21 protein-coding genes are annotated in these 21,533 nt (G+C 57.4%); 12 read left to right on the top strand and 9 right to left on the bottom strand.

Annotated features, from left to right (window positions below; translation table 11 throughout):
* Positions 1–216: 216 nt before the first annotated feature.
* On the top strand, positions 217–2,805 hold the full coding sequence (locus tag A0U92_RS07970; protein ID WP_077812754.1) for an HWE histidine kinase domain-containing protein: 2,589 nt from the start codon (positions 217–219) through the stop codon (positions 2,803–2,805).
* Positions 2,806–2,828: 23 nt separating this feature from the next.
* Here A0U92_RS07970 and A0U92_RS07965 read toward each other — a convergent pair whose 3' ends face one another.
* Positions 2,829–3,812, bottom strand: coding sequence for a zinc-dependent alcohol dehydrogenase family protein (locus A0U92_RS07965; protein WP_077812753.1), 984 nt, complete (start codon positions 3,810–3,812; stop codon positions 2,829–2,831).
* 161 nt (positions 3,813–3,973) lie between these two features.
* Here A0U92_RS07965 and A0U92_RS07960 point away from each other — a divergent pair, with 161 nt between their 5' ends.
* The 3 genes from A0U92_RS07960 (at position 3,974) to A0U92_RS07950 (ending at position 6,386) form a co-directional block, all read left to right on the top strand.
* The gene (locus A0U92_RS07960; RefSeq protein ID WP_077812752.1) at positions 3,974–4,321 is read left to right on the top strand and encodes a DUF3147 family protein; all 348 of its coding nucleotides are present in this window, start codon (positions 3,974–3,976) and stop codon (positions 4,319–4,321) included.
* 184 nt (positions 4,322–4,505) lie between these two features.
* Entirely contained in the window at positions 4,506–5,657 is a 1,152-nt protein-coding gene (lldD, locus tag A0U92_RS07955) for an FMN-dependent L-lactate dehydrogenase LldD (RefSeq protein WP_077812751.1), read from the top strand.
* Positions 5,658–6,386: a hypothetical protein gene (locus A0U92_RS07950; protein ID WP_077812750.1), complete on the top strand. Its 729-nt coding sequence runs from the start codon at positions 5,658–5,660 to the stop codon at positions 6,384–6,386. It begins immediately after the preceding gene.
* A gap of 70 nt (positions 6,387–6,456) precedes the next feature.
* Here the strand turns inward: A0U92_RS07950 and A0U92_RS07945 are convergent, their stop codons facing one another.
* The 6 genes from A0U92_RS07945 to A0U92_RS07920 all read right to left on the bottom strand — a co-directional run bounded on the left by A0U92_RS07945 (position 6,457) and on the right by A0U92_RS07920 (position 11,658).
* Positions 6,457–8,670 carry a TonB-dependent receptor gene (locus A0U92_RS07945; RefSeq protein WP_077812749.1) on the bottom strand — a complete coding sequence of 738 codons (2,214 nt, stop codon included), beginning with the start codon at positions 8,668–8,670 and terminating at the stop codon, positions 6,457–6,459.
* Between the two features lie 110 nt (positions 8,671–8,780).
* Positions 8,781–9,266, bottom strand: coding sequence for a DUF2946 family protein (locus A0U92_RS07940; protein WP_077812748.1), 486 nt, complete (start codon positions 9,264–9,266; stop codon positions 8,781–8,783).
* 108 nt (positions 9,267–9,374) lie between these two features.
* Positions 9,375–9,932 (bottom strand): DUF2147 domain-containing protein, encoded by a 558-nt coding sequence (locus A0U92_RS07935; RefSeq protein ID WP_077812747.1) that lies wholly within the window; start codon positions 9,930–9,932, stop codon positions 9,375–9,377.
* 43 nt (positions 9,933–9,975) lie between these two features.
* Positions 9,976–10,446, bottom strand: a complete 471-nt coding sequence (locus A0U92_RS07930) for a DUF1178 family protein (RefSeq protein WP_077812746.1) — start codon at positions 10,444–10,446, stop codon at positions 9,976–9,978.
* 8 nt (positions 10,447–10,454) lie between these two features.
* Positions 10,455–10,715 (bottom strand): glutaredoxin 3, encoded by a 261-nt coding sequence (gene grxC, locus A0U92_RS07925; protein ID WP_077812745.1) that lies wholly within the window; start codon positions 10,713–10,715, stop codon positions 10,455–10,457.
* Between the two features lie 142 nt (positions 10,716–10,857).
* The gene (locus A0U92_RS07920) at positions 10,858–11,658 is read right to left on the bottom strand and encodes a ComF family protein (protein WP_077812744.1); all 801 of its coding nucleotides are present in this window, start codon (positions 11,656–11,658) and stop codon (positions 10,858–10,860) included.
* A gap of 165 nt (positions 11,659–11,823) precedes the next feature.
* Here A0U92_RS07920 and A0U92_RS07915 point away from each other — a divergent pair, with 165 nt between their 5' ends.
* On the top strand, positions 11,824–12,705 hold the full coding sequence (locus A0U92_RS07915; protein WP_149026426.1) for a methyltransferase domain-containing protein: 882 nt from the start codon (positions 11,824–11,826) through the stop codon (positions 12,703–12,705).
* 117 nt (positions 12,706–12,822) lie between these two features.
* Here A0U92_RS07915 and A0U92_RS07910 read toward each other — a convergent pair whose 3' ends face one another.
* Positions 12,823–13,428, bottom strand: coding sequence for a glutathione S-transferase N-terminal domain-containing protein (locus tag A0U92_RS07910; RefSeq protein WP_077812743.1), 606 nt, complete (start codon positions 13,426–13,428; stop codon positions 12,823–12,825).
* Positions 13,429–13,649: 221 nt separating this feature from the next.
* Here A0U92_RS07910 and A0U92_RS07905 point away from each other — a divergent pair, with 221 nt between their 5' ends.
* The 6 genes from A0U92_RS07905 to A0U92_RS07880 all read left to right on the top strand — a co-directional run bounded on the left by A0U92_RS07905 (position 13,650) and on the right by A0U92_RS07880 (position 20,083).
* Entirely contained in the window at positions 13,650–14,345 is a 696-nt protein-coding gene (locus A0U92_RS07905) for a phosphoadenylyl-sulfate reductase (RefSeq protein ID WP_187668894.1), read from the top strand.
* Positions 14,346–14,384: 39 nt separating this feature from the next.
* On the top strand, positions 14,385–15,179 hold the full coding sequence (cysD, locus tag A0U92_RS07900) for a sulfate adenylyltransferase subunit CysD (protein ID WP_077812742.1): 795 nt from the start codon (positions 14,385–14,387) through the stop codon (positions 15,177–15,179).
* Positions 15,180–15,197: 18 nt separating this feature from the next.
* Positions 15,198–17,075 (top strand): adenylyl-sulfate kinase, encoded by a 1,878-nt coding sequence (gene cysC, locus A0U92_RS07895; RefSeq protein WP_077812741.1) that lies wholly within the window; start codon positions 15,198–15,200, stop codon positions 17,073–17,075.
* Positions 17,076–17,307: 232 nt separating this feature from the next.
* Positions 17,308–18,789 carry an ArnT family glycosyltransferase gene (locus A0U92_RS07890; RefSeq protein ID WP_149026425.1) on the top strand — a complete coding sequence of 494 codons (1,482 nt, stop codon included), beginning with the start codon at positions 17,308–17,310 and terminating at the stop codon, positions 18,787–18,789.
* Positions 18,790–18,791: 2 nt separating this feature from the next.
* Positions 18,792–19,499: an NAD-dependent deacylase gene (locus tag A0U92_RS07885; protein WP_077812739.1), complete on the top strand. Its 708-nt coding sequence runs from the start codon at positions 18,792–18,794 to the stop codon at positions 19,497–19,499.
* Positions 19,499–20,083: a uracil-DNA glycosylase family protein gene (locus A0U92_RS07880; RefSeq protein ID WP_077812738.1), complete on the top strand. Its 585-nt coding sequence runs from the start codon at positions 19,499–19,501 to the stop codon at positions 20,081–20,083. Before A0U92_RS07885 ends, A0U92_RS07880 begins: the two co-directional genes overlap by 1 nt.
* A gap of 186 nt (positions 20,084–20,269) precedes the next feature.
* On the opposite strand, the gene A0U92_RS07875 is transcribed toward A0U92_RS07880, so the two are convergent.
* Positions 20,270–20,968, bottom strand: coding sequence for a MarC family protein (locus A0U92_RS07875; protein WP_077812737.1), 699 nt, complete (start codon positions 20,966–20,968; stop codon positions 20,270–20,272).
* A gap of 147 nt (positions 20,969–21,115) precedes the next feature.
* Between A0U92_RS07875 and A0U92_RS07870 the strand changes: the two genes are divergently transcribed.
* Positions 21,116–21,508, top strand: coding sequence for a DUF4112 domain-containing protein (locus A0U92_RS07870; protein ID WP_187668893.1), 393 nt, complete (start codon positions 21,116–21,118; stop codon positions 21,506–21,508).
* The last annotated feature ends 25 nt before the right edge of the window (positions 21,509–21,533 follow it).

Below are 21,533 nucleotides of genomic sequence, written 5' to 3'. Positions count from 1 at the left end.
TTTCTAAAAAGAAAATTTTATATTCTATAACCTTTTTGAAAATTCATCGGCCATGCTAGACATGGAAAATAATTATTTTTCTATGAGTTGACTGATTGATAGGGAGATTTTTTGAACGCGGAACACCTGCCGTAGCCATACGAACTCACGGCAGAAGGAAACAGGCGTTTCTGTCGTCTGAGAAATACACGGCGCCTTGCAGGGTGGATACACGGAATGGACTTCGACAGAGAAAAGAGTGACGCCGCCTGCGGGGAGACCCGGCAGGGTGAAAGCAAGGTCAACGGCGCTTCGCCTGCTCAGACAGGCACTGCGAACGGTGACTTTCTTCAGTCACGCGGGTGTCTTCTGTGTTTTGACACCCAGTCACTCCTGCTCCGCCGTTATTCCGTAAACGCGCCGGTTTTTCTTGCCCAGCCTGACATTGCCCTGGGGAAAACCTTTGTTCAATGCGCAGATGAAGCGGCGGCACGCGCCATTCTGGATGGGTTGAAGGAAAACCGGGTTACGGGCCGCCCTGCCCTGCTTTTCAATCTGCCCTTCGGCACCCGGCAGATTGCCTGTGATATTGCCGTCCATGTCACGGGTGATGATCTCGTTCTTGAATGCACCCCTCCCGGACCACCGCAGCGGACCGGCTCTCTTATCCGTCATCTGAGAAGCGCTATCGATCGGCTGAGGGAAAATAACGAACTCACGTCACTCTGTCAGGCAGCCGTCATTCAGATGAGAATGATCGTGGATTATGACCACGTCATGCTGTGCCGGTTTGCGCAGCATGGGCTGGCTGAAGTAATGGCTGACGACTGCGCTGCAGGGGTCTCCCATCTGGCCGGGCAATATTTGTCGCAGGCAGATATGCCCGATGAAGTCAGACAGCTTTATCTGCGCTCCCTCATTCGTGTGATCGAGAATGTCTCGGCGGAAGCAGTTGAAATCCGCTCGGCCTGCAACCTGCCGCCGCTGGATCTTTCACTGGTGATGATGCGGGCCTCATCAGAACTCCGGCGGGCTCACATGAAAGCCTGCGGTATCGAGGCGACAATGTTACTGGCGCTGGTCGTCGACGGCGCCTTGTGGGGTATGCTGATCGGGCGGAATTATTCGCCGAAAAAAGTGACGATGGATGAGCGTGCCGTCGCAAAAATGTTCAGCGAATATGTGGCTCTCCAGATTACAGCCAATGTCCGCGCCAGTCGTTTGCATGTGACGCAGCAGACATACGCCGCCATCCATGGGTTCGTGCATGACGCCGCGTCCGCAACCGACATTCCCGCCTATATCCGCGCGCATGTTGCGGAGTTGGCGGGGCAGATGGAATGTGATGGCGTGGCCGTATGGATTGATGGCCATCCGGCAGTCGACGGGTTTGAAATCAAGCCGGATTCCATGACGGAGCTTGTGCGCTGGTCAGCATCTTACAAGGGTGGAATGGCCCAGATATGGAGTACGGTCTCACTCATCGAAGAGGCTCCTGCCTTGGCCCGCTATCTTCCCGGCATTGCCGGAATGATGGTTATCCCACTGACAGTGCAGCCGGGAGATTATCTGTATTTTTTCCGTAAGGAAAAGGTCCGCATTGTCAATCGCGCTCCGGAGCCCGACGAAGCCCCTTCTGTGCCATATGGAACGGGAGGGCTGTGCCAGGATAAAGTTCATAATTGCGCGGCGACATGGACTGTTGAGGACGAAGAAGCCGCTGAAGAACTGCGCGCCGCTCTGATAGAGGCCACCGGCGCCTACTATCGGGCTTTGCTGGAGCAACGCTCAGCAGCCGAAGCACGCCAGAGGCTCCTTAATGATGAACTGACGCATCGTGTCAAAAACATTCTGTCTGTTGTGCAGTCTGTTGTCGGTCGCTCCATTGTCGAAGAAAGGTCGCAGAAAGACAGCATTCAGCGACTGCGTGACCGGATCAAGGCCCTCGCCGTGGCTCACGACCAGATCGTAAGCGCCAATAGCGGCGGGTATCTTTACGCCCTCCTTGAAGCTGAACTGACTCCATATGCCATCCGGCCGGAAGCCATCACCGTGGATGGTCCTGACCTGTGGATGCCTGGAAAGGCACTTTCCGTCATGACGCTGCTTTTCCATGAACTGGCGACCAATGCAGCAAAATATGGCTCCCTTTCCTGTGCGCCCGGCAATCTCGCGATTTCCTGGAAACATAATCCTGCTCACCAGACCTGGGATATTCTCTGGCAGGAAAGCGGTGGTCCGGTCGTCAGTGAGTCGACCCATCTCGGTTTCGGGTCAATATTGCTTTCCCGCGCATTGAAACATGAACTGGGAGGCGCGGCGGAACGGACATTCTCTCCGGAGGGTGTCAGCATCCGCCTGTCAGTACCCGCCCGCTTCGTGAGCGAGGTGTCCGAGCCTGATCGTACGCCCTGGTCGCTGACACGTCAGAAAAGCCGCAGACCCTCGGAAGACGAGCGGAGCGGCATGGACCTGAAAAATGCTCACGTTCTGATTGTGGAAGATCAGATGCTGATCGCCATGGAGATTGAGGACACTCTCACTGATCATGGCGTGGCGGGGATATGTACGGCCGCCTCAACAAGCGAGGCGAAGAAACTGATCCTGTCATCGCCCGTGGATGTCGCTGTTCTCGACATCAATCTCGGCGAGGAAAACGTGATTGATGTCGCAGTCATCCTGCGAGAGAAAGGTGTGCCGTTCATCTTCACCACCGGATATACAACACCGGACATGCTCCCCGGCGACTTTTTGACCGTGCCCATCGTCCAGAAACCCTATGCTTCATCTGTTCTGATCCGCAGTTTGCAGGCTGTGCTTGCCTGACGCTCCGAGGCGACGGCATGCGCTCAGGGCACCAGCACGGCAGCGCCATCAAACCGACCGTGTCGGAGATCATCCAGTGCTTCGTTCGCCTTACGGAGCGGGTAGGATGTGGTCTTCGTCTTGATGCCGATCTTTGGAGCAAGGGACAGAAAATCGAGTCCATCCTGCCGGGTCAGATTGGCGATTGACACAATCTCACGCTCTTCCCACAGAATATCGTAGGAGAACGCCGGAATCTCACTCATGTGAATCCCCGCGCAAACCACGCGACAGCCTTTGCGTATGGCCTTGAGGGCCGCAGGAACCAGAGCCCCTACCGAAGCAAAGATGATCGCTCCGTCGAGAAGTTCCGGCGGCATCTCATCCGAACCACCTGCCCAGACAGCCCCGAGCGACCGCGCGAAAGCCTGTTTTTCCGTGTCGCCAGGTGTGGTGAAGGCGTACACGTCCCTGCCCTGCCAGCGCAGAACCTGAGCGATGATGTGTGCGGCTGCCCCAAACCCGTAGAGCCCGATTTTCCTGCCGTTGCCCGCGTGAGACAGGGACCGCCAGCCGATCAGCCCGGCGCAGAGCAGCGGAGCAAGAGAAACATCGTCCCCCTCTTCTCCCAGCGGAAAGGCATAGCGGGCATCGGCCACTGTCATCGTCGCATAACCACCGTTGCGCGTGTAGCCGGTGAACAGCGGATGATCGCAGAGGTTTTCCTTGCCTTCATCGCAGTAAAGGCAGTGGCCACACGTATGTCCCAGCCAGGGAATTCCCACACGTTGGCCGATGGCCAGATCCGTGACGCCATCCCCCAGTTCATCAATCCGACCGACGATTTCATGGCCCGGAATGATGGGAAGCGCTGGATGGATCAGGTCGCCGTCCACCACATGCAGATCTGTCCTGCACACCCCACAGGCCCCGACCTTCACACGGATCTGGCCCGGTCCGGGATGAGGGTCTGGAAGCTCGACTCCTTCAAGCGGAGTATGTGGCTGACTGAGCTGCATCGCGAACATTTCTGCCTCCTTGCAAAAGAAGTCTGGTTGAAGTGACTCGATGGTGCATTGATATGGCGCAGTTGGGTGTCGATTTTTTTTCGTATGAAGCCGTTAGCCGTAAGACTGGGCAGATCGTCTGAAAAAGACTAACGAAAAAAAAAGAAATGAGCGGAGTGCGGATGTTTTTTCTTCTGAAAGTCGTGATGTCCGGACTGATGATCGCCCTTGCTTCCTCAGTAGCCAGACGCTACCCGGCTGCGGGCGCTCTTATCGCTTCCCTGCCTCTTGTCTCAATCTTCGGGATGCTCTGGCTGTGGCAGGAAACACATGATGCCGAGCGGATGCAGGTCCATGTCTTCGCGACGTTCTGGTATGTGCTGCCCTCCCTGCCGATGTTTCTGCTCATCCCCTGGGCCATGAAACATGGGGTACCCTTTTATCCTGCGCTCCTTGGTGGATGCTGCCTGACGTTCGGGCTCTATGCGGCAACGATGGGCACGCTGCGCTGGTTCGGATATTCGCTCTAATAACAGGAAGAGTGATCCACCCCGCCGAGCGAAGCGTATGACAGGATTTTTTCTCTGCCCGTACCATTTCTGTATTGAAAATGCGACTTATTATCAATTATCTGTTGACGCAAATCGTCACGTAACGCCGGAACAGTCCATTGCCGGGTAACAACTCCCGGAAACCGGTAGCAGGAGATTTGCAGTGATCATTTCAGCTCCCACGGATTACCGGGAAGCCGCCCGCCGCCGTCTGCCGCCATTCCTGTTTCAGTATATCGATGGTGGCTCGTATGCCGAGCATACCATGGGGCGGAATATCTCCGACCTGTCGGATCTTGCCCTCAGACAGCGTATTCTGCGAAATGTCTCCAGTCTCAGCACACACACAGATCTTTTCGGACACAGACTCTCCCTGCCCGCAGCTCTCGCGCCTGTAGGGCTGACCGGCATGTACGCACGTCGGGGAGAGGTTCAGGCCGCCAGGGCCGCCGCTAAAAAAGGTATTCCCTTCACGCTTTCGACGGTCTCCGTGTGCCCGATCGAGGAAGTGCAGAGTCAGTCTCTGCAACCGATCTGGTTCCAGCTTTACGTGCTCAAAGACCGCGGCTTCATGAAGAACGTGCTGGAACGCGCCAAGGCCGTGGGGATCACCACGCTGGTCTTTACCGTCGACATGCCTACTCCGGGCGCACGTTACCGCGACGCACATTCTGGCATGTCAGGCCCCCATGCTTCGTTGAGACGGTATCTTCAGGCCGTCACACATCCTGACTGGGCCTGGAATGTCGGCCTGCGGGGAAGGCCACATGATCTGGGTAACATCTCGGTTTATCGCGGCAGCCCGACGAAACTGGAAGACTATATTGGCTGGCTGGCCGGTAACTTTGATCCTTCCATCGGCTGGAAAGATCTGGAGTGGATCCGGGAGTTCTGGACAGGCCCGATGATCATCAAGGGCATACTCGACCCCGCAGATGCAAAGGACGCCGTGCTGTTCGGCGCTGACGGAATTGTCGTTTCCAATCATGGAGGCCGTCAGCTCGACGGTGTTCTGTCCAGTTGCCGCGCTCTGCCGCCCATTGTGGATCAGATCAAGGGAAAGCTGACGATTCTGGCGGACTCAGGCATCCGCTCCGGACTTGATATCGCACGCATGATCGCCCTTGGCGCGGACGCCGTTCTGCTGGGACGGGCATTTGTCTATGCGCTGGCGGCAGAGGGACAGGCTGGTGTCGAGAACCTTATTTCACTGATGGAAAAGGAACTTCAGGTCGCCATGACCCTGACAGGGGCCAGTTCGATCGCCGACATTACCCGTGAGAGTATCGAGAAACTGGATACCAGTTCCACGTAAATGGTTGCCGGCTATTATACGGCGTCTGATATCGCTTCTCTGTTCGCTGACCCGCTGCTGCTTGCTCCCGATGCGGTGAGATGTCTCTGGGTCAGGCCTGTTTCGCACGTTCGGGGGGACTATGTGCCGACGGTGATCTTCAGGGATGGCACGCATCATCCCCTGTCTTCTTCTCAGGTTGAGATGGAGGCGCGTCGGGTGTGTCTGAGGCTTGGCGTGGCGCATGACTGGCCAGTATGGGACGCGCGGCTGACGAAGATTGGCTACCCGATTGGCATTGCAGAAAGTCTTCGTACTCTTCAGGTCGAAGACCATCTTGCCGTGGATGGTCAGACCTGCCTCACCATGCCGGGCCTGGGTCGTCTGCTTGCAAATATCGCTCACGGAGAGGGACGGTTTCTCGGTGAGTCTGTTTCAAAAATTACCCATCAGATCGTTCTGTTTTTTGATCTGGCGAAAATGCAGACTGTGCTGACTGGCATCGCTCTGGAGGAAGCCATGCAGGCCACGATCAACGCGGGTTTCGAGCGACTGTGTGCGCTCTATCCGGATGAAGATGAAACATCCGCGAGAGATTTTCAGACAGCAGACGAGATTACGGTCGAAGACATTGATGAAAAGAACGCTCTGGTCCTTTCAAAAACCGATGAAATAGTCTTGTCCTGTCAGCCCTTTATTCTGTTCGACCAGTGTCTTGCGCTGGTTCGGAGCGCCAGCGCAAAATCATGACCTCGATGAAGAGAAAGGGAATATGCAATGCAGATCACCCTTTCTGGCAACAAAATTCTGGCAATCAGTATCAGAAAGAAGCCGTCAGGCTCACATTGAATGACCGCCCCATTCCCTGAAGCGGGCTCATGATGCCGGTCGCTTTGTAGTCTCCCAGCGACAGACCTCCCAGCGGGAGATAGTATTTCTGGTTACAGATATTCTCGATACTGGCATCCAGCAGGAAGTTCCGCCAGCGATAGCTGCCGCCAAGACCAAGCAGCACATAGCCCGGTGTGCGTGGCTCGTTTCTGATCCAGTCCACCGTATCCTTGCTCTTGACCAGAGTGGTTTCGATGCGCCCCGTCAAGTTCTGGTAGGTTTCGTAAAGTCCTACTGTGCCGTTGGTCGGCATCTGGTGATAGAGACCGGAGTGATTTTGCAGATCCTGTCCCCGCACCCAGTTCAGATTGGCGCGGATTTCTCCTGTTCCATACGCCTCGGTCTTCCATAGCCGCGCTTTTGCGGAAGAATTGATTCCATAACTCTGCGCGTTGTGATTCACGAACTGAAGCTTTGAGAGTCCGTCAGAGAAAGAACCGATCCGCACAACATTTATGTAGTTATGCGTATAGGTATAATAAGGCTGGATCTTCACTTCCCAGCCATCATCAACCGGATCATGCCAGGTCACGGTGAAGCTCGCCGTATTGGCAACCTCCGGCGTCAGATGAAGATTGCCGACATAGCCGTTTCCATCACCGAACCAGCCGATCATGCTGGTGGCCATCGCCCCCCGAGCCCAGGAATAGCGCTCATAAAGGTTGGGAGACCGTGTTTTTCGGGCGTATCCACCTTCGATCGACAGACTGTCCAGCGGATGCCAGCGAACCAGAGCCGTCACATCGAAGTTCGTGTCAGTGTGTCCCCGTGACGCCGCATTGAACTTTTGAGCCGCCATGGCGTCGGCCATCGACATCATGCCGGTCCATGAATAGGGCGCGACCTGCCCCGTGTTCATCATGATCAGGTCGCTACGAAAGCCGAGCAGCGTGGATACCCGGGGCAGCCACTGGGCGTTCCATTCCGCATAGTGGCCCAGTCGGTCGCGGTGACCGTTGTTGATGTTGTGGAACGTATTTGGCCCCATCATCATGCTGCCGGATAGTGGCGGCCACCAGTCATTCAGTCCGTTATGCTCGAACTCGCTGCCAAGCGTCAGCGTATGCTTCGGCGCGAGAGGAATGATCGCCTTGAGGGTGTAACCGACCGAGCGGGAGTCGGTGTTCATCGGCATTCCGGTGGTGGCGGTGTGGCCACCCTTGTCGTTCATCATGTTCATCACATGATCGACGCGCTGCCAGTAGGCTCGCGCCTCCAGAGAGCCCCAGTCGAAGTCGCCCCTGTATTTGCCGTTCACATAGGTGGAGCGATTGTTTGTCATGTCCATGTACTGGTTGGGAAAGCCTTCGTAAGGAATATCCTGCTGACCAAAAGTGACGGAAGCCAGATGGTTGTCCTTGTGGAAACCGGCGGTCACGGCATGATTGAAGCTCAGATAGCTGGTCGAACGGACCTGTCTGCTGGCGCTCCCACCAGTCCTGTAATCGCTGGCATGAGCATACGAGCCGGTATAGCGCAGGCTCCATGTATCGTTGGCGACGGTTATGGTTCCCGATGCGCCTGACCCGCCGCCATTGCTGCGGTAATCTCCCCGCACATGCCCGGTGACCAGAAGCTTGCCGTGCTCGGCAAACAGGGGATCACGCCGTTCCACCACGATGCTGCCGCCCGTGCTGTCGCCGCCGATGCTCACAGGAGTAATTCCCGCGATCGCCTGCGCCGTCGCAACGGAATCAGGATCGACATAGGACAGGGCAGGATTCATGTGGTTTGGACAGGCGGAGGCGATCCTCATACCGTCGACAATCGTGGCGATACGGTCGTCCGCCATCCCATTCAGCACCGGCAGTGCGGAGACTCCTCCTGCGGAATAGGAACTGAAGCCGAGGCTGTGGCGAAAAAGCGAAGTCGTGTCAGGGCTGGTGCGGTCGCGCAGCCTGATTGCGTTGACGATGATGTTCTCATCAGCCTGTGCAACGACTTTGGTGTGTCCGGAAGCATCCGATTCAGCCGACACCCTGGCCTGAGAGGATCTGGATGAAGCGGGGGAAAGGCTTTTTGCCGGACTCAGGTCAAACGTGGCAGCACAGGCGCTGAATACTGCGAACGGCGAGACAGAGACGAAAAATCCAAGCGTGAAAACAGAGCACAGCAGCGCGTGCTTGTGGCCGGGAGTGAACATGACAGGGCTATCCTGTGATCTGAACAGAGGTCGATCGCACAAGTCACCGGATGAGCGCGCACGCGGCGGCGTCCATTCAGCCAACTATGAATTGCGACGGTGGAAGGCGTTCAGATGACGGGTGGAGGCCCTGTCGCCGGTGGCAGCAGCAGAGTGAAAGAGGGCGGCGCTCTTGGTTGCGCGCAGAAACGGCGCATCGACAGCCACACCGCGCTGATGGCTGGCAGAAAGACTGTCGCGTTCAGAAGAATGCCGAAAAACAGCAGCAGTGGACAGAGCGGGCAGTCACTGCCGTGATGATGCGCCTTGCCGGCGTTTCCGTCGTGGTCGGGCATGGGCATGACATGGTGACTGTCGGCTGAAGCGCCGTGTCCCATGTTCATGCTGCTCATTTCATGATGCGACGAATGATCGGAGATGACAGCCATGAGGCTGATGTCGATACCGGTCAGACGGAGAATGGCCGCACGAGGCGTCTCGTCCGGCGAGGCGAGGCTCTGCAGGGCAAGCTGTCCCAGCAGACCGATGAAGGTGAGTGCGACGATAAACCAGCGACCGGCAGGCGATCGTGTCGCGGGAGAACCCGAAAGCCTCATCTCGTCGTCAGAATCCGCCCCCGTCTCTCAGAAAATGATCGTCCTTGCGGTTCATGCCTTAGTCACGTGACGGAAGCGCGTCCACCCCACATGAGATCTGCCACACTTTTACGGATTGGCAGGCATGCGGCATTCGGGACCGATCGTGCCGTGATAACGGCTCCATGTCTGGGTCTCACCAAAAACCGGCACCAGAATATAGCCACGCAGCTTCAGGGTATCCGGTTTCGGCGACCAGATTTGCGCGTGGTACAGATTGCCGGCATCAGGGTCGAGAATCTTGCCTTCCCAGCGTCCGGGATCATCTTTCAGCGGGCGGAAATCCGTGAGCATGACCAGATTGCATTCCGATCGACCGTCCTTGGCGCGTGGCATGGGTTCATCCGGACCATAGGACAGGCCAATCAGCGTACCGCAGACAGAGTCGCCGCACGGAGCGATCCGGAAGATGCCGTCATGCTTTTCGCTCAGCCACATTCCCATGACCGCAGCGTTCTGCCCGGCGATGGCGGCGGGTTCAGTCGCATAGGCAGGCACCATCATGGCAGGACCAGAGAGCGCCATGAAAGCAGCAGGAAACAGCCGGACAAATGCTTTTACGACAGCAATGGCGGATGATGGACGACCGGGAGCTTCTGGCGGCAGATCAGCAGTCACGTATTTCATCCTTGCGGTTGCCCGGGGCAACCGGCTCCATTGAGTGGAACGGTTATCCCTCGGCAGGCTGTACCCAGGGAAGCCTTTGAACTGAAATGCCTTCATCCTCAAGGCGTTCATGCTCCTCATCGGTCATGCGCCCGTAAATGCCGCGCTCTTCGGTTTCACCGTAATGGATACGAAGGGCTTCCTCGGCAAACTTGTCGCCGACATTTTCGCATTTGCTTTCGACTTCCTGCCGCATTTTCTGAAGTGCGGACAGCAGGATATCGGGAATGCCTGCCTGTCCGGCAACAGATGCCGCGGGGACTTCCGCCTGTGTTGCGGGCGCCTCCTGCCGCTCATCCCTCTTCTGCCGGGATGAACGCACAGCAGGCGCCATGAGCGCCCTGTCGACCTGCGCCGTCCCGCAATAAGGGCAGGACAGCAGTCCACGCGCCGCCTGATCCTCGAAGGCGGAAGAATCCCTGAACCATCCCTCGAATTCATGGTCAGAGACGCAGCGGAGCTGATAGTGGATCATGATCTGCTTCAGGCGGCCTGCAGCAGGGCGTCCAGCTTTCCGCTCCGCTCAAGCGCAAAGAGATCGTCACAGCCACCGATGGCCCTGCCATCCACAAAAATCTGCGGAACCGTGGTCCTGCCGCCGGAACGCTCCCGCGCATCCACACGTTCCTGTGTGCCGTGTGGCGCGTTGATCTCCGTGAAAGACGCTTTTTTATGGTCAAGGAGCGCCACAGCCCGAACGCAGTAAGGGCAACCCGGCTGTGTGTAGATCTCGATCTTCGGCATTCGCATTCCGTCACTCTGTCGCGGGCAGATCATGCCGCGCGCTGTTATAATGATGCAGCATCATAGCGTGTCATTTTTCTCTGTCATATGAAAGGCGGGACAGAAATCGTCCTGATGAGGCGTCGGGGACACAGCCTGCCCGCTAATCTTCCGGCAGTTCCGTCTGACTGATATCTTCCTGCGCATCCGGCGTGGTGCGCGCCGCCGCCAGCAGGCAGACGCTTGCCGCACCTGCGGACAGAAGCACACTCGTGCAGGCGGCGGCTGTCGATCCTGTTGTCAGAATGTCATCCACCAGCACGACACGCCTGCCTTTGAGCGTATCGACAGCCCGTGGCCTGACCCGGATAGCATCCTGCATCTCCCTCGCCCGCTCGTCCGCGGAAAAGCTGGCGAGACGACTGGTGGCGCGAGGGCGCTGGAGAGCGTCCACGAATACGGGGACAACCGCCAGCCTGCTTACCGCACGCGCCAGCAGCGCCGCCTGATTGTATTTCCGTTCCAGCAGCCTGCGCCAGTGAACCGGAACCGGGATCAGCCAGTCCGCCTGCTCCAGAATGTCTCGCCCGGCCCTGTTCATCTGCCTCGCCAGAATGATGGCGTTCTGTGTGCGGTCGGCATATTTGAGCGACAGGATCAGATCACGTGATCCCTCGTCATAGACGTAGGCCGCACGGGCTTTCGACCAGACTGGTGGATGCAGTTCACAGGAAACGCAGCGGGCGTCCCGCCCGAGATGTGTGGAGGCTGGCAGCGGCACACCACACTGGTCACAGCGAGGTTCGCCGATCGGGTGCATCCTGATGAAACAGGCCGGGCAGAGCGAATGGGGCTGATCCACCTCCTCGCCACAGGATGAGCATGTGGGGGGCAGCACAAGATCCAGCGCAAAACGGCCAGTGGTTCTGAGCGCCCTGCCCCACTGTCCGGAGAGGAGCGTCATAGTGAACCGGCCTGCTGGCAGGGGACTGGCGGGTATGGGAGTGCTGACATCGCTTTACTGGCCCCGGTCTGCTGTCATGATTCTGCCGTCACGGTGATGAACATACCGCTTCATCCTCTGCTTTCCTCTTGGCACAGACAGAAGACCGGCGCACATATTTCCAGCATGGAACATCACCATGCCATCTTCGACCGCCATACTGTCAGACTGCATCGGGATCGTGCGGCGACTACTCTTGATAGTGTGTCCGCTGTTCTGGAAGAAGCCGCGGACCGGCTGATTGAGCGACTGGACGACCTGACACGGCCCTTCACGCTGGCGCTCGACATCGGCGGTCGGGGAGCGACGGCGTCCAGCCTTCAGATGCGCGGGATTGAGGTTGTCAGCAGCGATCTGTCGCCACGTATGGCGCGTCACGTCCGGGACAGGACCGGCACGCTGACAGTCTGTGCCGATGAAGAATTTCTTCCCTTTGCAGAGAACAGCTTCGACCTGGTGATCGCCAGTCTTTCGCTGCACTGGATCAACGACCTTCCGGGGGCGCTGCTCCAGATCAGAAAAATCCTGAAACCGGATGGCTTGTTTCTGGCCAGCATGCCCGTGTTGCCCACCCTCGCCCCTTTGCGCGCCGGGTTCGAGGAAGCGGAACTCGCCCTGAGCGGCGGTGTCTCACCGCATGTCTCGCCTTTTCCAACATTGCGGGATTGCGCCTCCCTGCTTCAGCGGGCGGGCTTTGCTCTGCCAGTTGTGGACGCGGATGTGATGGATATCCGTTACCGTTCGGGACTGGCGCTGTTTCGGGATCTGCGGGCTGCGGGCGAGACCAACGCCCTGTCCCTGCGGGACCGACGTATTCCTGACCCGGCGCTTTTCCCGACAGCACTCGAAGGACTGGCGGAAAAATGTGGGGATACGGAGGGCATTCTGTCCCTACCCCTGCATCTGGCTGTGATGAGCGCCTGGGCGCCTGCCCCGACACAGCCAAAGCCGCTCGCGCCGGGACAGTTCACAACGTCTCTACGTGATGTGTTGGGAAGCCCGGATTGAACCCCGGATTGAACCGATGAAAGAGAAGACACACTCTCAGTGAGGTCTGAACGAAGAGTGTGTTAAGGCAAAAAACCAATCAGACTTTAATGCCCGCCGTATGGCCGGACAGGGAAGTCAGACCAGCCCTTCTTCCTTGAGGGCAGCCTGCACGGCAGGACGAACTGCCACGCGGTCGCGCAATGCAACGGCTTTGACGTAGGGAGAGAGATCGAGATTCAACGGTTCGGCCCAACTGAGAATGACAAACGCCAGCGCATCCGCCTGTGTAAAGCCTGTCTCAAGCCAGTAGTCGCGTCCTTCCGTCAGCATGCTTTCGAACTGACCCAGCCTGCGGTGCGCCAGACCGACAAGCCGTTCGCGGACGGCGGGTTCCAGAACATCAGCGAAAAGCACACCCACAGCCGAATGAATGTCCTCGCAAAAGCCAAGCGCTTCCGCCAGACGGGCCCGCTCCAGAGAACCGGCTTCCGGTTTGAAGGCTGAAACAGCGGAGTGGTCGCCTATATACGGAAGGATGGCCACATTCTGCGTCAGATAAACGCCGGGGGTGGTCTCAAGCGCCGGGACGGCTCCACGACCGTTTATGGCAAGGAAATCTTCGCCTGTTTCGGTTTTTTTTGTTTTCAGATCGACTTTTTCCAGTGAATACGGAAGGCCGGTTTCTTTCAGGATGATATGGGAAGCGAGAGAGCAGGCGCCTGGCGAATAATAAAGCTTCATGTTTCTTCTCCGGAGAGCGTGCGGCGTTGCAAAGCCGGTCACAAGGTCCAGACGAAGCCTATCATACTGTTTTACCAAACGGCCAAATCAATTTCACTATTATTTATCGTTCAACTAACATTAAACCCTTCCATGAAATTCCGTTATACGTCTTGAATTTGTAAGTCTGATCCTCTACATCGCCTTTAAATCACGGCATTCAGTCGTATTAAACAGCAGGGATGTCAGACGTGAGCGTCACCCAGCAACAGATCGATATTCTCCGGGCTGCCGGAACCGATGCGGGCGCTATCCTGCAAGCTGCATGCGATGTGCTGCCGGGACAGGTCGCCGTGCTGTCGTCGTTCGGTGCTGAGTCCGCTCTTCTTCTGGCTCTGGCCGCCGAGGTCGATCCCGCCATTCCGGTTCTGTTTCTGGAGACCGGCATGCACTTCCCGGAGACGATCGCATACCGCCACGAGCTTGCCCGCACCCTCGGCCTGCTTGATGTGATTGACGTCCGACCTTCGGAGCGCGCGATTCAGGACCGCGACCCTGAGAGCCAGCTCTGGGCTTTTGATCCCGACGCCTGCTGCAAGATGCGCAAGGTGGAACCGCTTGATGCCGCCACCCTGCCCTATCCCGCATTGATCACAGGGCGGAAACGTTCACAGGCCGCGACACGCAATCGTATGGAAATCGTCGAGGTGGATGGCGAAGGACGCATCAAGATCAACCCGCTGGCCGAATGGAGCAGGGAAGAAATTGACGCGGAAATGACCCGACGCGGCTTGCCGCGTCACCCGCTGGCCTCCAAAGGTTATCCCTCGATCGGCTGTGCGCCCTGCACACGGCCGGTGGGAAAAAATGAAGATCCCCGTGCCGGCCGCTGGGCTGGTATGGCAAAAGTCGAATGTGGCATTCACCGCCCCACCTGACAGCACTCGGCCTGACAGCATAAGAAGGTTCCACTCATCATGGATCATCTCGATCAACTTGAAGCGCAGAGCGTCTTCATCCTCCGCGAAGCGTATCGGAAGCTGAAGCCGCTGGCCATGCTGTGGTCGCTCGGCAAGGACTCCAACGTCATGGTCTGGCTCGCCCGCAAGGCGTTCATGGGCCGCGTGCCGTTCCCGGTGATGCATGTCGATACGGAGAAGAAATTCCCCGAGATGTATGCGTTCCGCGACGAATATACGAAGAAGTGGAACCTCGATCTGCTGCTGGGCTACTGTCCGCCGGTCGAGGAAATGGACCCGACCCTGCCGCCCGCCGCCCGGTCTGCCGCCCGCAAGACTGCTGGTCTCGCCAGCATGATCGAGACCCACAAGCTTCAGGGTGTCATCGCCGGCATCCGTCGTGACGAGCAGGGCACCCGCGCCAAGGAGCGCGTGTTCAGCCCGCGTGGCGCGTCCCACAAGTGGGACATCCGCAACCAGCCGCCCGAGTTCTGGGACCAGTACGCCACTCCGCACGAGGAAGGCATGCACATCCGTGTGCATCCGCTGCTTTCATGGCGCGAGATCGACATCTGGCGCTACATCGAGCGCGAGAACATCCCGCTGGTCGACCTGTATTTCGCCAGGGACGGCAAGCGTTACCGCTCGCTTGGCGATTCCGACATCACTTCCCCGGTCGAGAGCAATGCCTCCACCGTGGCTGAGGTCATCGCGGAACTGGAAACCACCAAGACGTCCGAGCGTGCTGGCCGCGCCATGGACCATGAATCCGAAGACGCATTCGAGCGGCTGCGTGTCGCCGGTTATCTCTGAGAGCTGGGAACAGACACCATGAGCGACACATTATCCGCCGCACGCCTCGATCCCGCTGACCGCGAGGCCCTGCTCGATACGGCAACCCCCATCGTCATCGTCGGGCACGTCGATCACGGCAAATCCACCCTGATCGGCCGCCTGCTGTATGACACCGACAATCTGCAGGACGGCAAGGTCCAGCAGATCATCGAGTCCTCGAAGAAGCGCGGTCTGGCCGTCGAATGGAGCTTCCTGCTCGACAGCCTCCAGATCGAGCGCGATCAGGGCGTGACGGTTGATTCCACCCGTATCCCGTTCCGCCTCGGCAACCGCCAGTTCGTGATCGTCGATGCGCCGGGCCACCGCCAGTTCCTGCGCAACATGATCACCGGCGCCGCCGATGCCGAAGCCGCCGTTCTGGTCGTGGACGCCAACGAGGGCGCTCAGGAGCAGACCCGTCGCCACGCGATGCTGCTGCGCCTGATCGGTATCCGCCACATCATCGTGCTGCTGAACAAGGCCGACCTGCTGGGCTTCGACGAGCAGAAGATCCGCGCCGTCGAGAAGTCCGTGACCGAACTGCTGGCCCAGCTTGAGCTGAAGCCGTCCCTGTTCGTTCCGGCTTCCGCCCGTGACGGCGACAATATCGCCAGCCGTTCCGACAAGTCTCCCTGGTACACCGGTCCGATCCTCACCGAGGCTCTGGCGGCGGTCCCGAGCGGCAACACCCGCGCCGCCCTGCCGTTCCGCATGCCGGTGCAGGATGTCTACCGCTATGACGACGTGCGCTATGTCGCCGGTCGCATCGAACGCGGCGTCATCCGTGAGGGCGATACGGTGGAAATCGGTACGCAGGGCAGCAAGGCCCGTGTGGCGAAGGTCGCCCGCTGGAATGCGGCCGACAGCAAGGAAGCTGTGGCGGGTGAATCCATCGCCTTGGTGCTTGAACCGGACGTGATTCCCGCCCGCGGCGATATGCTGTTCCTGCCGCATCAGGCTCCCGAGAAAACGGCCCGTATCCGCGCCCACCTGTTCTGGCTGCGTCAGGAGCCGCTGCGGGTTGGCGAAAGCTTCCGTCTGCGGCTCTCCACCGCCGAGCATCAGGTGACGGTGGCGTCGATCGACTCAGTGCTGCGTCTCGATGATCTGACCGAGCAGCAGGCCGAGGAAGTCGGTCCCGAGGGTTTCGCGCATGTCACACTGGTGGCGGGTGAGGCCATCCAGTTCGATCCGTTCTCGCCCGGCACGTCCGATGGACGCGGCGTTCTGGTTGACCGCAACCAGCGCATCGTCGGCGGCGCGCCGCTGCTTGGTCCGGCCGATCTGAAGAATGGTCACGCGATTCATCCGTCCGCTGGCGAAGTTGACGGCGCACAGCGTGCCCGCAGCAAAGGACACAAGGCGCGAGTCGTCTGGCTGACCGGCCTGTCCGGCGCAGGCAAGAGCACCATCGCCCGTCTGGCCGAGAAAAAGCTGTTTGCCCGTGGCACGGACGCCTTCGTTCTGGATGGTGACACGCTGCGTATGGGTCTGTGCAGTGACCTCGGCTTCACCGAAGCTGATCGTCACGAGAACGTCCGCCGTGCCGCCGAGGTCGCCAAAATCCTCACGCAGGCCGGTCAGGTCGTGATCGTGGCGCTGATCTCGCCGCTGGTGGCCGACCGTGCTCTCGCCCGGAAGATCGTCGGTGAGGCGTTTGACGAGGTCTTTATCGACACCAGTCTTGCAACCTGTGAGCAGCGTGATTCCAAGGGGCTCTATAAAGCCGCGCGGGATGGCAAAATCGAGAACTTCACAGGCATCAGTTCGCCCTATGAAGCGCCGACCAAAGCTGATCTGCATATCAAGGCGGATGGGGTTGCAGCGGAAGAGAACGCTGAAGCGCTTGTCAGGCATATCCTGAGCGTCATCTGACGTCCGGCCTGTCTTCTCTCAGCAGAAGACAGACGTGATCCCTGCCGCTTTATGCGGCAGGGTGTCACATACTGAAAAATATCCAAATATTTTGTATTGCGACTGGTATTGTCTGAGTTGACAGACCGTCTATGAATGCAGTCGTTCAGCATTTTCGTGATCTGGACATGACAACATCGTCCTGAACGGTAGTCGTTATCAGGTCTGAAAATACGTAAAGCAGGCTGCTCCATTGCTTTCCATAGACAAGATCCGCGTCGTTTTTCCGATAGCGCTCCTACTTTTTGCAATCATTTGTCGTGGGGCGACCTTTGGTAGTCCCTTCATTCATATTGATGAGCAATTCTATATGTTCACCGGGGGGCGTATCCTTCACGGTGATCTGCCCTATGTGCAAATATGGGATCGAAAGCCGCTTGGCCTCTTTCTCCTTTACGCCTTTTTCCATCTGTTCGGACCTTGGCGTTTCTGGGCCTATCAGATAGGAGCGCTCCTGTCGGTATGGGGGACCGCCCTTCTTCTCATGCGTATGGCCAGCACGATAGCCTCACGTACCGGGGCATTTGTTGCGGCGCTGCTTTACATCAACTGGCTGAATCTGGCGGGCGGTGAAGGTGGTCAAAGCCCTGTTTTTTACAATCTGCTTGTCATTGCGGCGATGGCGCTGGTTCTGTTTCGGGTTGTGCTGGTTACTCCTTCAGACAGAACGCTGAGAAATACCGGTTGTCAGGCGATGCTGCTGATCGGGCTGGCTTTACAGATCAAATATACCGCCGTCTTTGAGGGCATGTTTCTCGGGATATTCCTGCTCTGTTGCAACGCGCGGGTAAAGAACAATGGCGGCGTCATGGTTCTGAATGGTTTTCTCTGGTGCATGCTGGCCTTATTACCAACAGTTGTTATCGGCGTCGTCTATTATGCTGGTGGCTACGGGCATGACTGGTGGTTCGCCAATATTGAGTCAATTTTTCTGCGTGGCTCACGCACCGCTGCAACACTGAGACAGAACAAGATCAGGCTGTTGCTGCTTGCCGCCCCTCTTGTCGTCGTGGCCATGGCTGGATGTGGATATCGCTTGAAACATGGAATATTCTTTAAAAAAACAGAAGTGCCTGCTTTAAGATTTCTCAGTTTGTGGGCTTTATCTGCCTGTATTGGAGTCGCAGTATTTGGTGGATGGTATAAGCATTATGCGCTGCCGCTATTCCCTCCCCTGATCCTGCTGTGCGCTCCGTTATGGGATATTCCAAAGGGACGCATTGGCTTTGTGGTTCTTCTGCTTATCGCCGTGTTTTTCGGCCAGAAGGATATTCATAAACATATGCAGCAAGATGGGGATATGCGTGTTCTGAACCAGATGATCGGGTACATGTCCAAACCTCTCGGATGTACGTTTGTTTATCAGGGTCCTGTTATTCTCTATGATGTTCTTCCTTGGTGTGGACTCACTACGCATCCGTTCCCCGGACATTTCAATGAATACGCGGAAAGGCAAGCGACCGGAATAGATCCGCAAAAAGAACTACAGCATGTTCTCGCCGCTTCTCCCGAGTATGTCGTTACGGAGGAGCCAGCATGGTCTGAAGAAAATCTTGCCGTCAGGTCTCTGCTTTATAAGATCCTGCAAAGCCGCTATCATGAGTATTATAAACGCAAACAATCGGAAAAAGATGAGTTTCTGGTTGTCTATAAACTTAATGATGGGAACCCCTGATACTGGAACGCATCGTCATCCTGACCGGAGCCGGCATCAGCCGTGAATCGGGGCTGGACACTTTCCGTGATGAGGGAGGTATCTGGTCGCAGGTGCGACTGGAGGATGTCTGCACGCCGGAAGGCTTCGGGCGAAATCCGGCCATGGTCGATGATTTCTACAATCACCGTCGGCTTGAACTGAAAAACGTCACACCTAATGCTGCCCATTCCGCTCTGGCGGAACTCGAGGAAGCCTATGGCGACAATCCGGACGATACGTTTCTGCTGGTGACACAGAATATCGACGACCTTCATGAACGTGCGGGTTCAAGAAACGTCGTTCACATGCACGGCGAACTCCTGCGTCTCCGCTGTCTTGCCTGCGGCGCGACACCGGCGTGGGAAGGCATCTGCACGCGAGAGACTCCCTGCCCGGAATGTGGTCAGGCAACGCTGCGGCCCGATATAGTCTGGTTTGGTGAAATGCCGCTGCACATGGAACGCATCATGCAGGCCATTGACGCCTGTGACATCTTTGTCGCCATTGGAACGTCCGCGACCGTCTATCCTGCCGCAGGTTTCGCCGAACAGGCTGCTCAGCATGCCCACACGGTGGAAGTGAATCTCGTGCCGACCGGTAACTCCCAACTGTTCGATGAAGTCAGCTACGGACCGGCGACTTGGACAGTTCCCCGTTTTGTCCGCGATCGACTGGCAAGCCGGGCCTGATGTCGGATGCTTCGTTGAATAAACTGGTGGAGCGCATTCGCTCCTGCACTGCCTGCTCCCACGCACTGCCGCTGGGACCGAGACCGGTTCTGCATGTCTCTCCACGAGCGAGGCTTCTCATCGCCAGTCAGGCGCCCGGCACGAAAGTTCACGAGACAGGCATTTCCTTCAATGACGCGTCCGGCGACAGACTCAGGCAGTGGCTCGGCATGGATCGGGACACTTTTTATGACACGGAAAATGTCGCACTCGTCCCAATGGGGTTCTGTTATCCGGGACGACTGTCGAAAGGTGGCGATTGTCCGCCCCGACCGGAATGCGCTCCCCTATGGCGTGAGAAAGTTCTCTCTGAACTGCAGGACATTCAACTGACGCTGCTGGTGGGAAGCTACGCCCAGAATTACGCGCTTGGACCCGGCAAGGTCTCGGATCGGGTCGCTCACTTCAGGGAGTATCTACCCCGCTATTTTCCCCTGCCCCATCCTTCATGGCGGACCGGAGCATGGGAGAAGCGTAATCCCTGGTTCGGCGCAGAGGTTCTTCCCGCGCTCAGAAAAGAAATAAGCCGGATTCTCGGGAACTGATCCGGTAATCCGGAACGTGTTGATATGCTCCAGTCGTCCCATCCAACTTCAATCGCCTTGAGTTATTCAGAAGTTTTTTTATGAATCTTTCTTAAAATAACTTCATAAAAACGAATCCGTAAAATTTCCTCAATCAACGACTGTCCTGAAACAACCTGCCAGTTTTTGCCTACCAGTCTTTGCCTGTCAGTCTTTGACGGAATTCAGAAAATCATGCCCGAAACCCATCAGTCCGGCAGCAACAATCTGCACGCCGATCGCCAGCAGGATCAAAGCCGCCAGCCGTCCCATGATCCGGGTTCCCGTAACGCCAAGAATGGTGGTCAGCCGGTCAGCATAAGCGTAGGCAAGCCACACGGTCATAGCTACTGCAACAGAGGCCGCTGACAGCCCTCCTTCGTAAGCCAGTGAATGTTTGCCGCTATCACCCGAACTCAGGGCAATGGCGACGGACATCGTACCGGGACCAACGGTAAAAGGCATTGTGAGCGGGAAGAAAGCGATATCCTGGGAGTTGGGCGCTGAAATGGGGGTGCCATCTTCGGTAACGATCTGGCTCTGTCGCTTCTGATCATCGTCGGCAGGGCTTTGCAGCATGATCCAGCCGCCACGTGCGACAAAAAGACCACCTGCCACGCGCAGGGCGTTCAGGGTAATCCCAAAGAAGCTGAGCATCAGGCTGCCTATCCAGACGGAGCCTATCAGCAGAAGCGTCGTGTAGAAGGCAACCATTTTCGCCAGTCGAGCCCGTTCGCTGGACGGAGAGTCACCTACGACCTGAATGAAGATGATCGCCGCTCCAAGAGGATTGATGATCGAAAAAAGAGCCGGAAACGCCAGAAGAAAACTGTCGCGAGCAACGACGACGGCGGATGGAATGTGCATGACCGGATGAGTTCCAGAAAGAAAGGCAGTGTCGTCCGGCGACTGACATTCATGAAAACCGGAGTGAAGCGGTCTCCCTTAGCAAGCAAAAGAAATTTTTGCATTACCATCCTTGCGCGGGAGGTCGGCGATTCTCATATCTCTGCCATGAATGCAGCAACTGCCCTGAATGGAGAAATTCTGCCTCCACTCTCTGGAAACGTGCTTCAGCGTCTTCAGAGGCTCCGTCGTCTGGCGTGGTTTCTCGATGCGGCCCTTCGCATACCGGGCACGCAGTTCCGGATGGGAGCTGATGCCCTGATCGGTCTGCTTCCTGTGGGCGGCACCCTGATCATGACAGTTCTTTCCCTGCTCTTTGTCTGGGAAGGCTGGCGTCTGAAGGCGCCCGGGAGCCTGCTTGCCAGAATGCTGACCAATATCGCGCTGGAGGCGGTTTTCGACCTTGTCCCTGTGCTGGGAAATCTTGTCGATATCGCGTTCAAGGCCAATCTGAGGAATGTCGCGCTTCTGGAGCAGTATTTCGGCATCGTCAGACGATAGCCGGTCAGCACGCTTTCGGCGCTGC

This window comes from Acetobacter aceti, from assembly GCF_002005445.1.
Classification (GTDB): Bacteria; Pseudomonadota; Alphaproteobacteria; order Acetobacterales; family Acetobacteraceae; genus Acetobacter; species Acetobacter aceti_B.
The sequence above is the reverse complement of the archived record's forward strand: the minus strand, read 5'-3'. Positions and strand labels throughout refer to the sequence as shown.

Excerpts from the sequence above, each read along its gene's own strand:
- A0U92_RS07905 (WP_187668894.1), top strand. The coding sequence starts at position 13,650 with ATGTCAGACGTGAGCGTCACCCAGCAACAGATCGATATTCTCCGGGCT.
- A0U92_RS07910 (WP_077812743.1), bottom strand. The coding sequence starts at position 13,428 with ATGAAGCTTTATTATTCGCCAGGCGCCTGCTCTCTCGCTTCCCATATC.
- A0U92_RS07915 (WP_149026426.1), top strand. The coding sequence starts at position 11,824 with ATGGAACATCACCATGCCATCTTCGACCGCCATACTGTCAGACTGCAT.
- cysC (WP_077812741.1), top strand. The coding sequence starts at position 15,198 with ATGAGCGACACATTATCCGCCGCACGCCTCGATCCCGCTGACCGCGAG.
- A0U92_RS07970 (WP_077812754.1), top strand. The coding sequence starts at position 217 with ATGGACTTCGACAGAGAAAAGAGTGACGCCGCCTGCGGGGAGACCCGG.
- A0U92_RS07920 (WP_077812744.1), bottom strand. The coding sequence starts at position 11,658 with ATGACGCTCCTCTCCGGACAGTGGGGCAGGGCGCTCAGAACCACTGGC.
- A0U92_RS07880 (WP_077812738.1), top strand. The coding sequence starts at position 19,499 with ATGTCGGATGCTTCGTTGAATAAACTGGTGGAGCGCATTCGCTCCTGC.
- cysD (WP_077812742.1), top strand. The coding sequence starts at position 14,385 with ATGGATCATCTCGATCAACTTGAAGCGCAGAGCGTCTTCATCCTCCGC.
- A0U92_RS07950 (WP_077812750.1), top strand. The coding sequence starts at position 5,658 with ATGGTTGCCGGCTATTATACGGCGTCTGATATCGCTTCTCTGTTCGCT.
- grxC (WP_077812745.1), bottom strand. The coding sequence starts at position 10,715 with ATGCCGAAGATCGAGATCTACACACAGCCGGGTTGCCCTTACTGCGTT.
- A0U92_RS07930 (WP_077812746.1), bottom strand. The coding sequence starts at position 10,446 with ATGATCCACTATCAGCTCCGCTGCGTCTCTGACCATGAATTCGAGGGA.
- A0U92_RS07965 (WP_077812753.1), bottom strand. The coding sequence starts at position 3,812 with ATGTTCGCGATGCAGCTCAGTCAGCCACATACTCCGCTTGAAGGAGTC.
- A0U92_RS07870 (WP_187668893.1), top strand. The coding sequence starts at position 21,116 with ATGAATGCAGCAACTGCCCTGAATGGAGAAATTCTGCCTCCACTCTCT.
- A0U92_RS07945 (WP_077812749.1), bottom strand. The coding sequence starts at position 8,670 with ATGTTCACTCCCGGCCACAAGCACGCGCTGCTGTGCTCTGTTTTCACG.
- A0U92_RS07875 (WP_077812737.1), bottom strand. The coding sequence starts at position 20,968 with ATGCACATTCCATCCGCCGTCGTCGTTGCTCGCGACAGTTTTCTTCTG.
- A0U92_RS07960 (WP_077812752.1), top strand. The coding sequence starts at position 3,974 with ATGTTTTTTCTTCTGAAAGTCGTGATGTCCGGACTGATGATCGCCCTT.
- A0U92_RS07940 (WP_077812748.1), bottom strand. The coding sequence starts at position 9,266 with ATGAGGCTTTCGGGTTCTCCCGCGACACGATCGCCTGCCGGTCGCTGG.
- A0U92_RS07935 (WP_077812747.1), bottom strand. The coding sequence starts at position 9,932 with ATGAAATACGTGACTGCTGATCTGCCGCCAGAAGCTCCCGGTCGTCCA.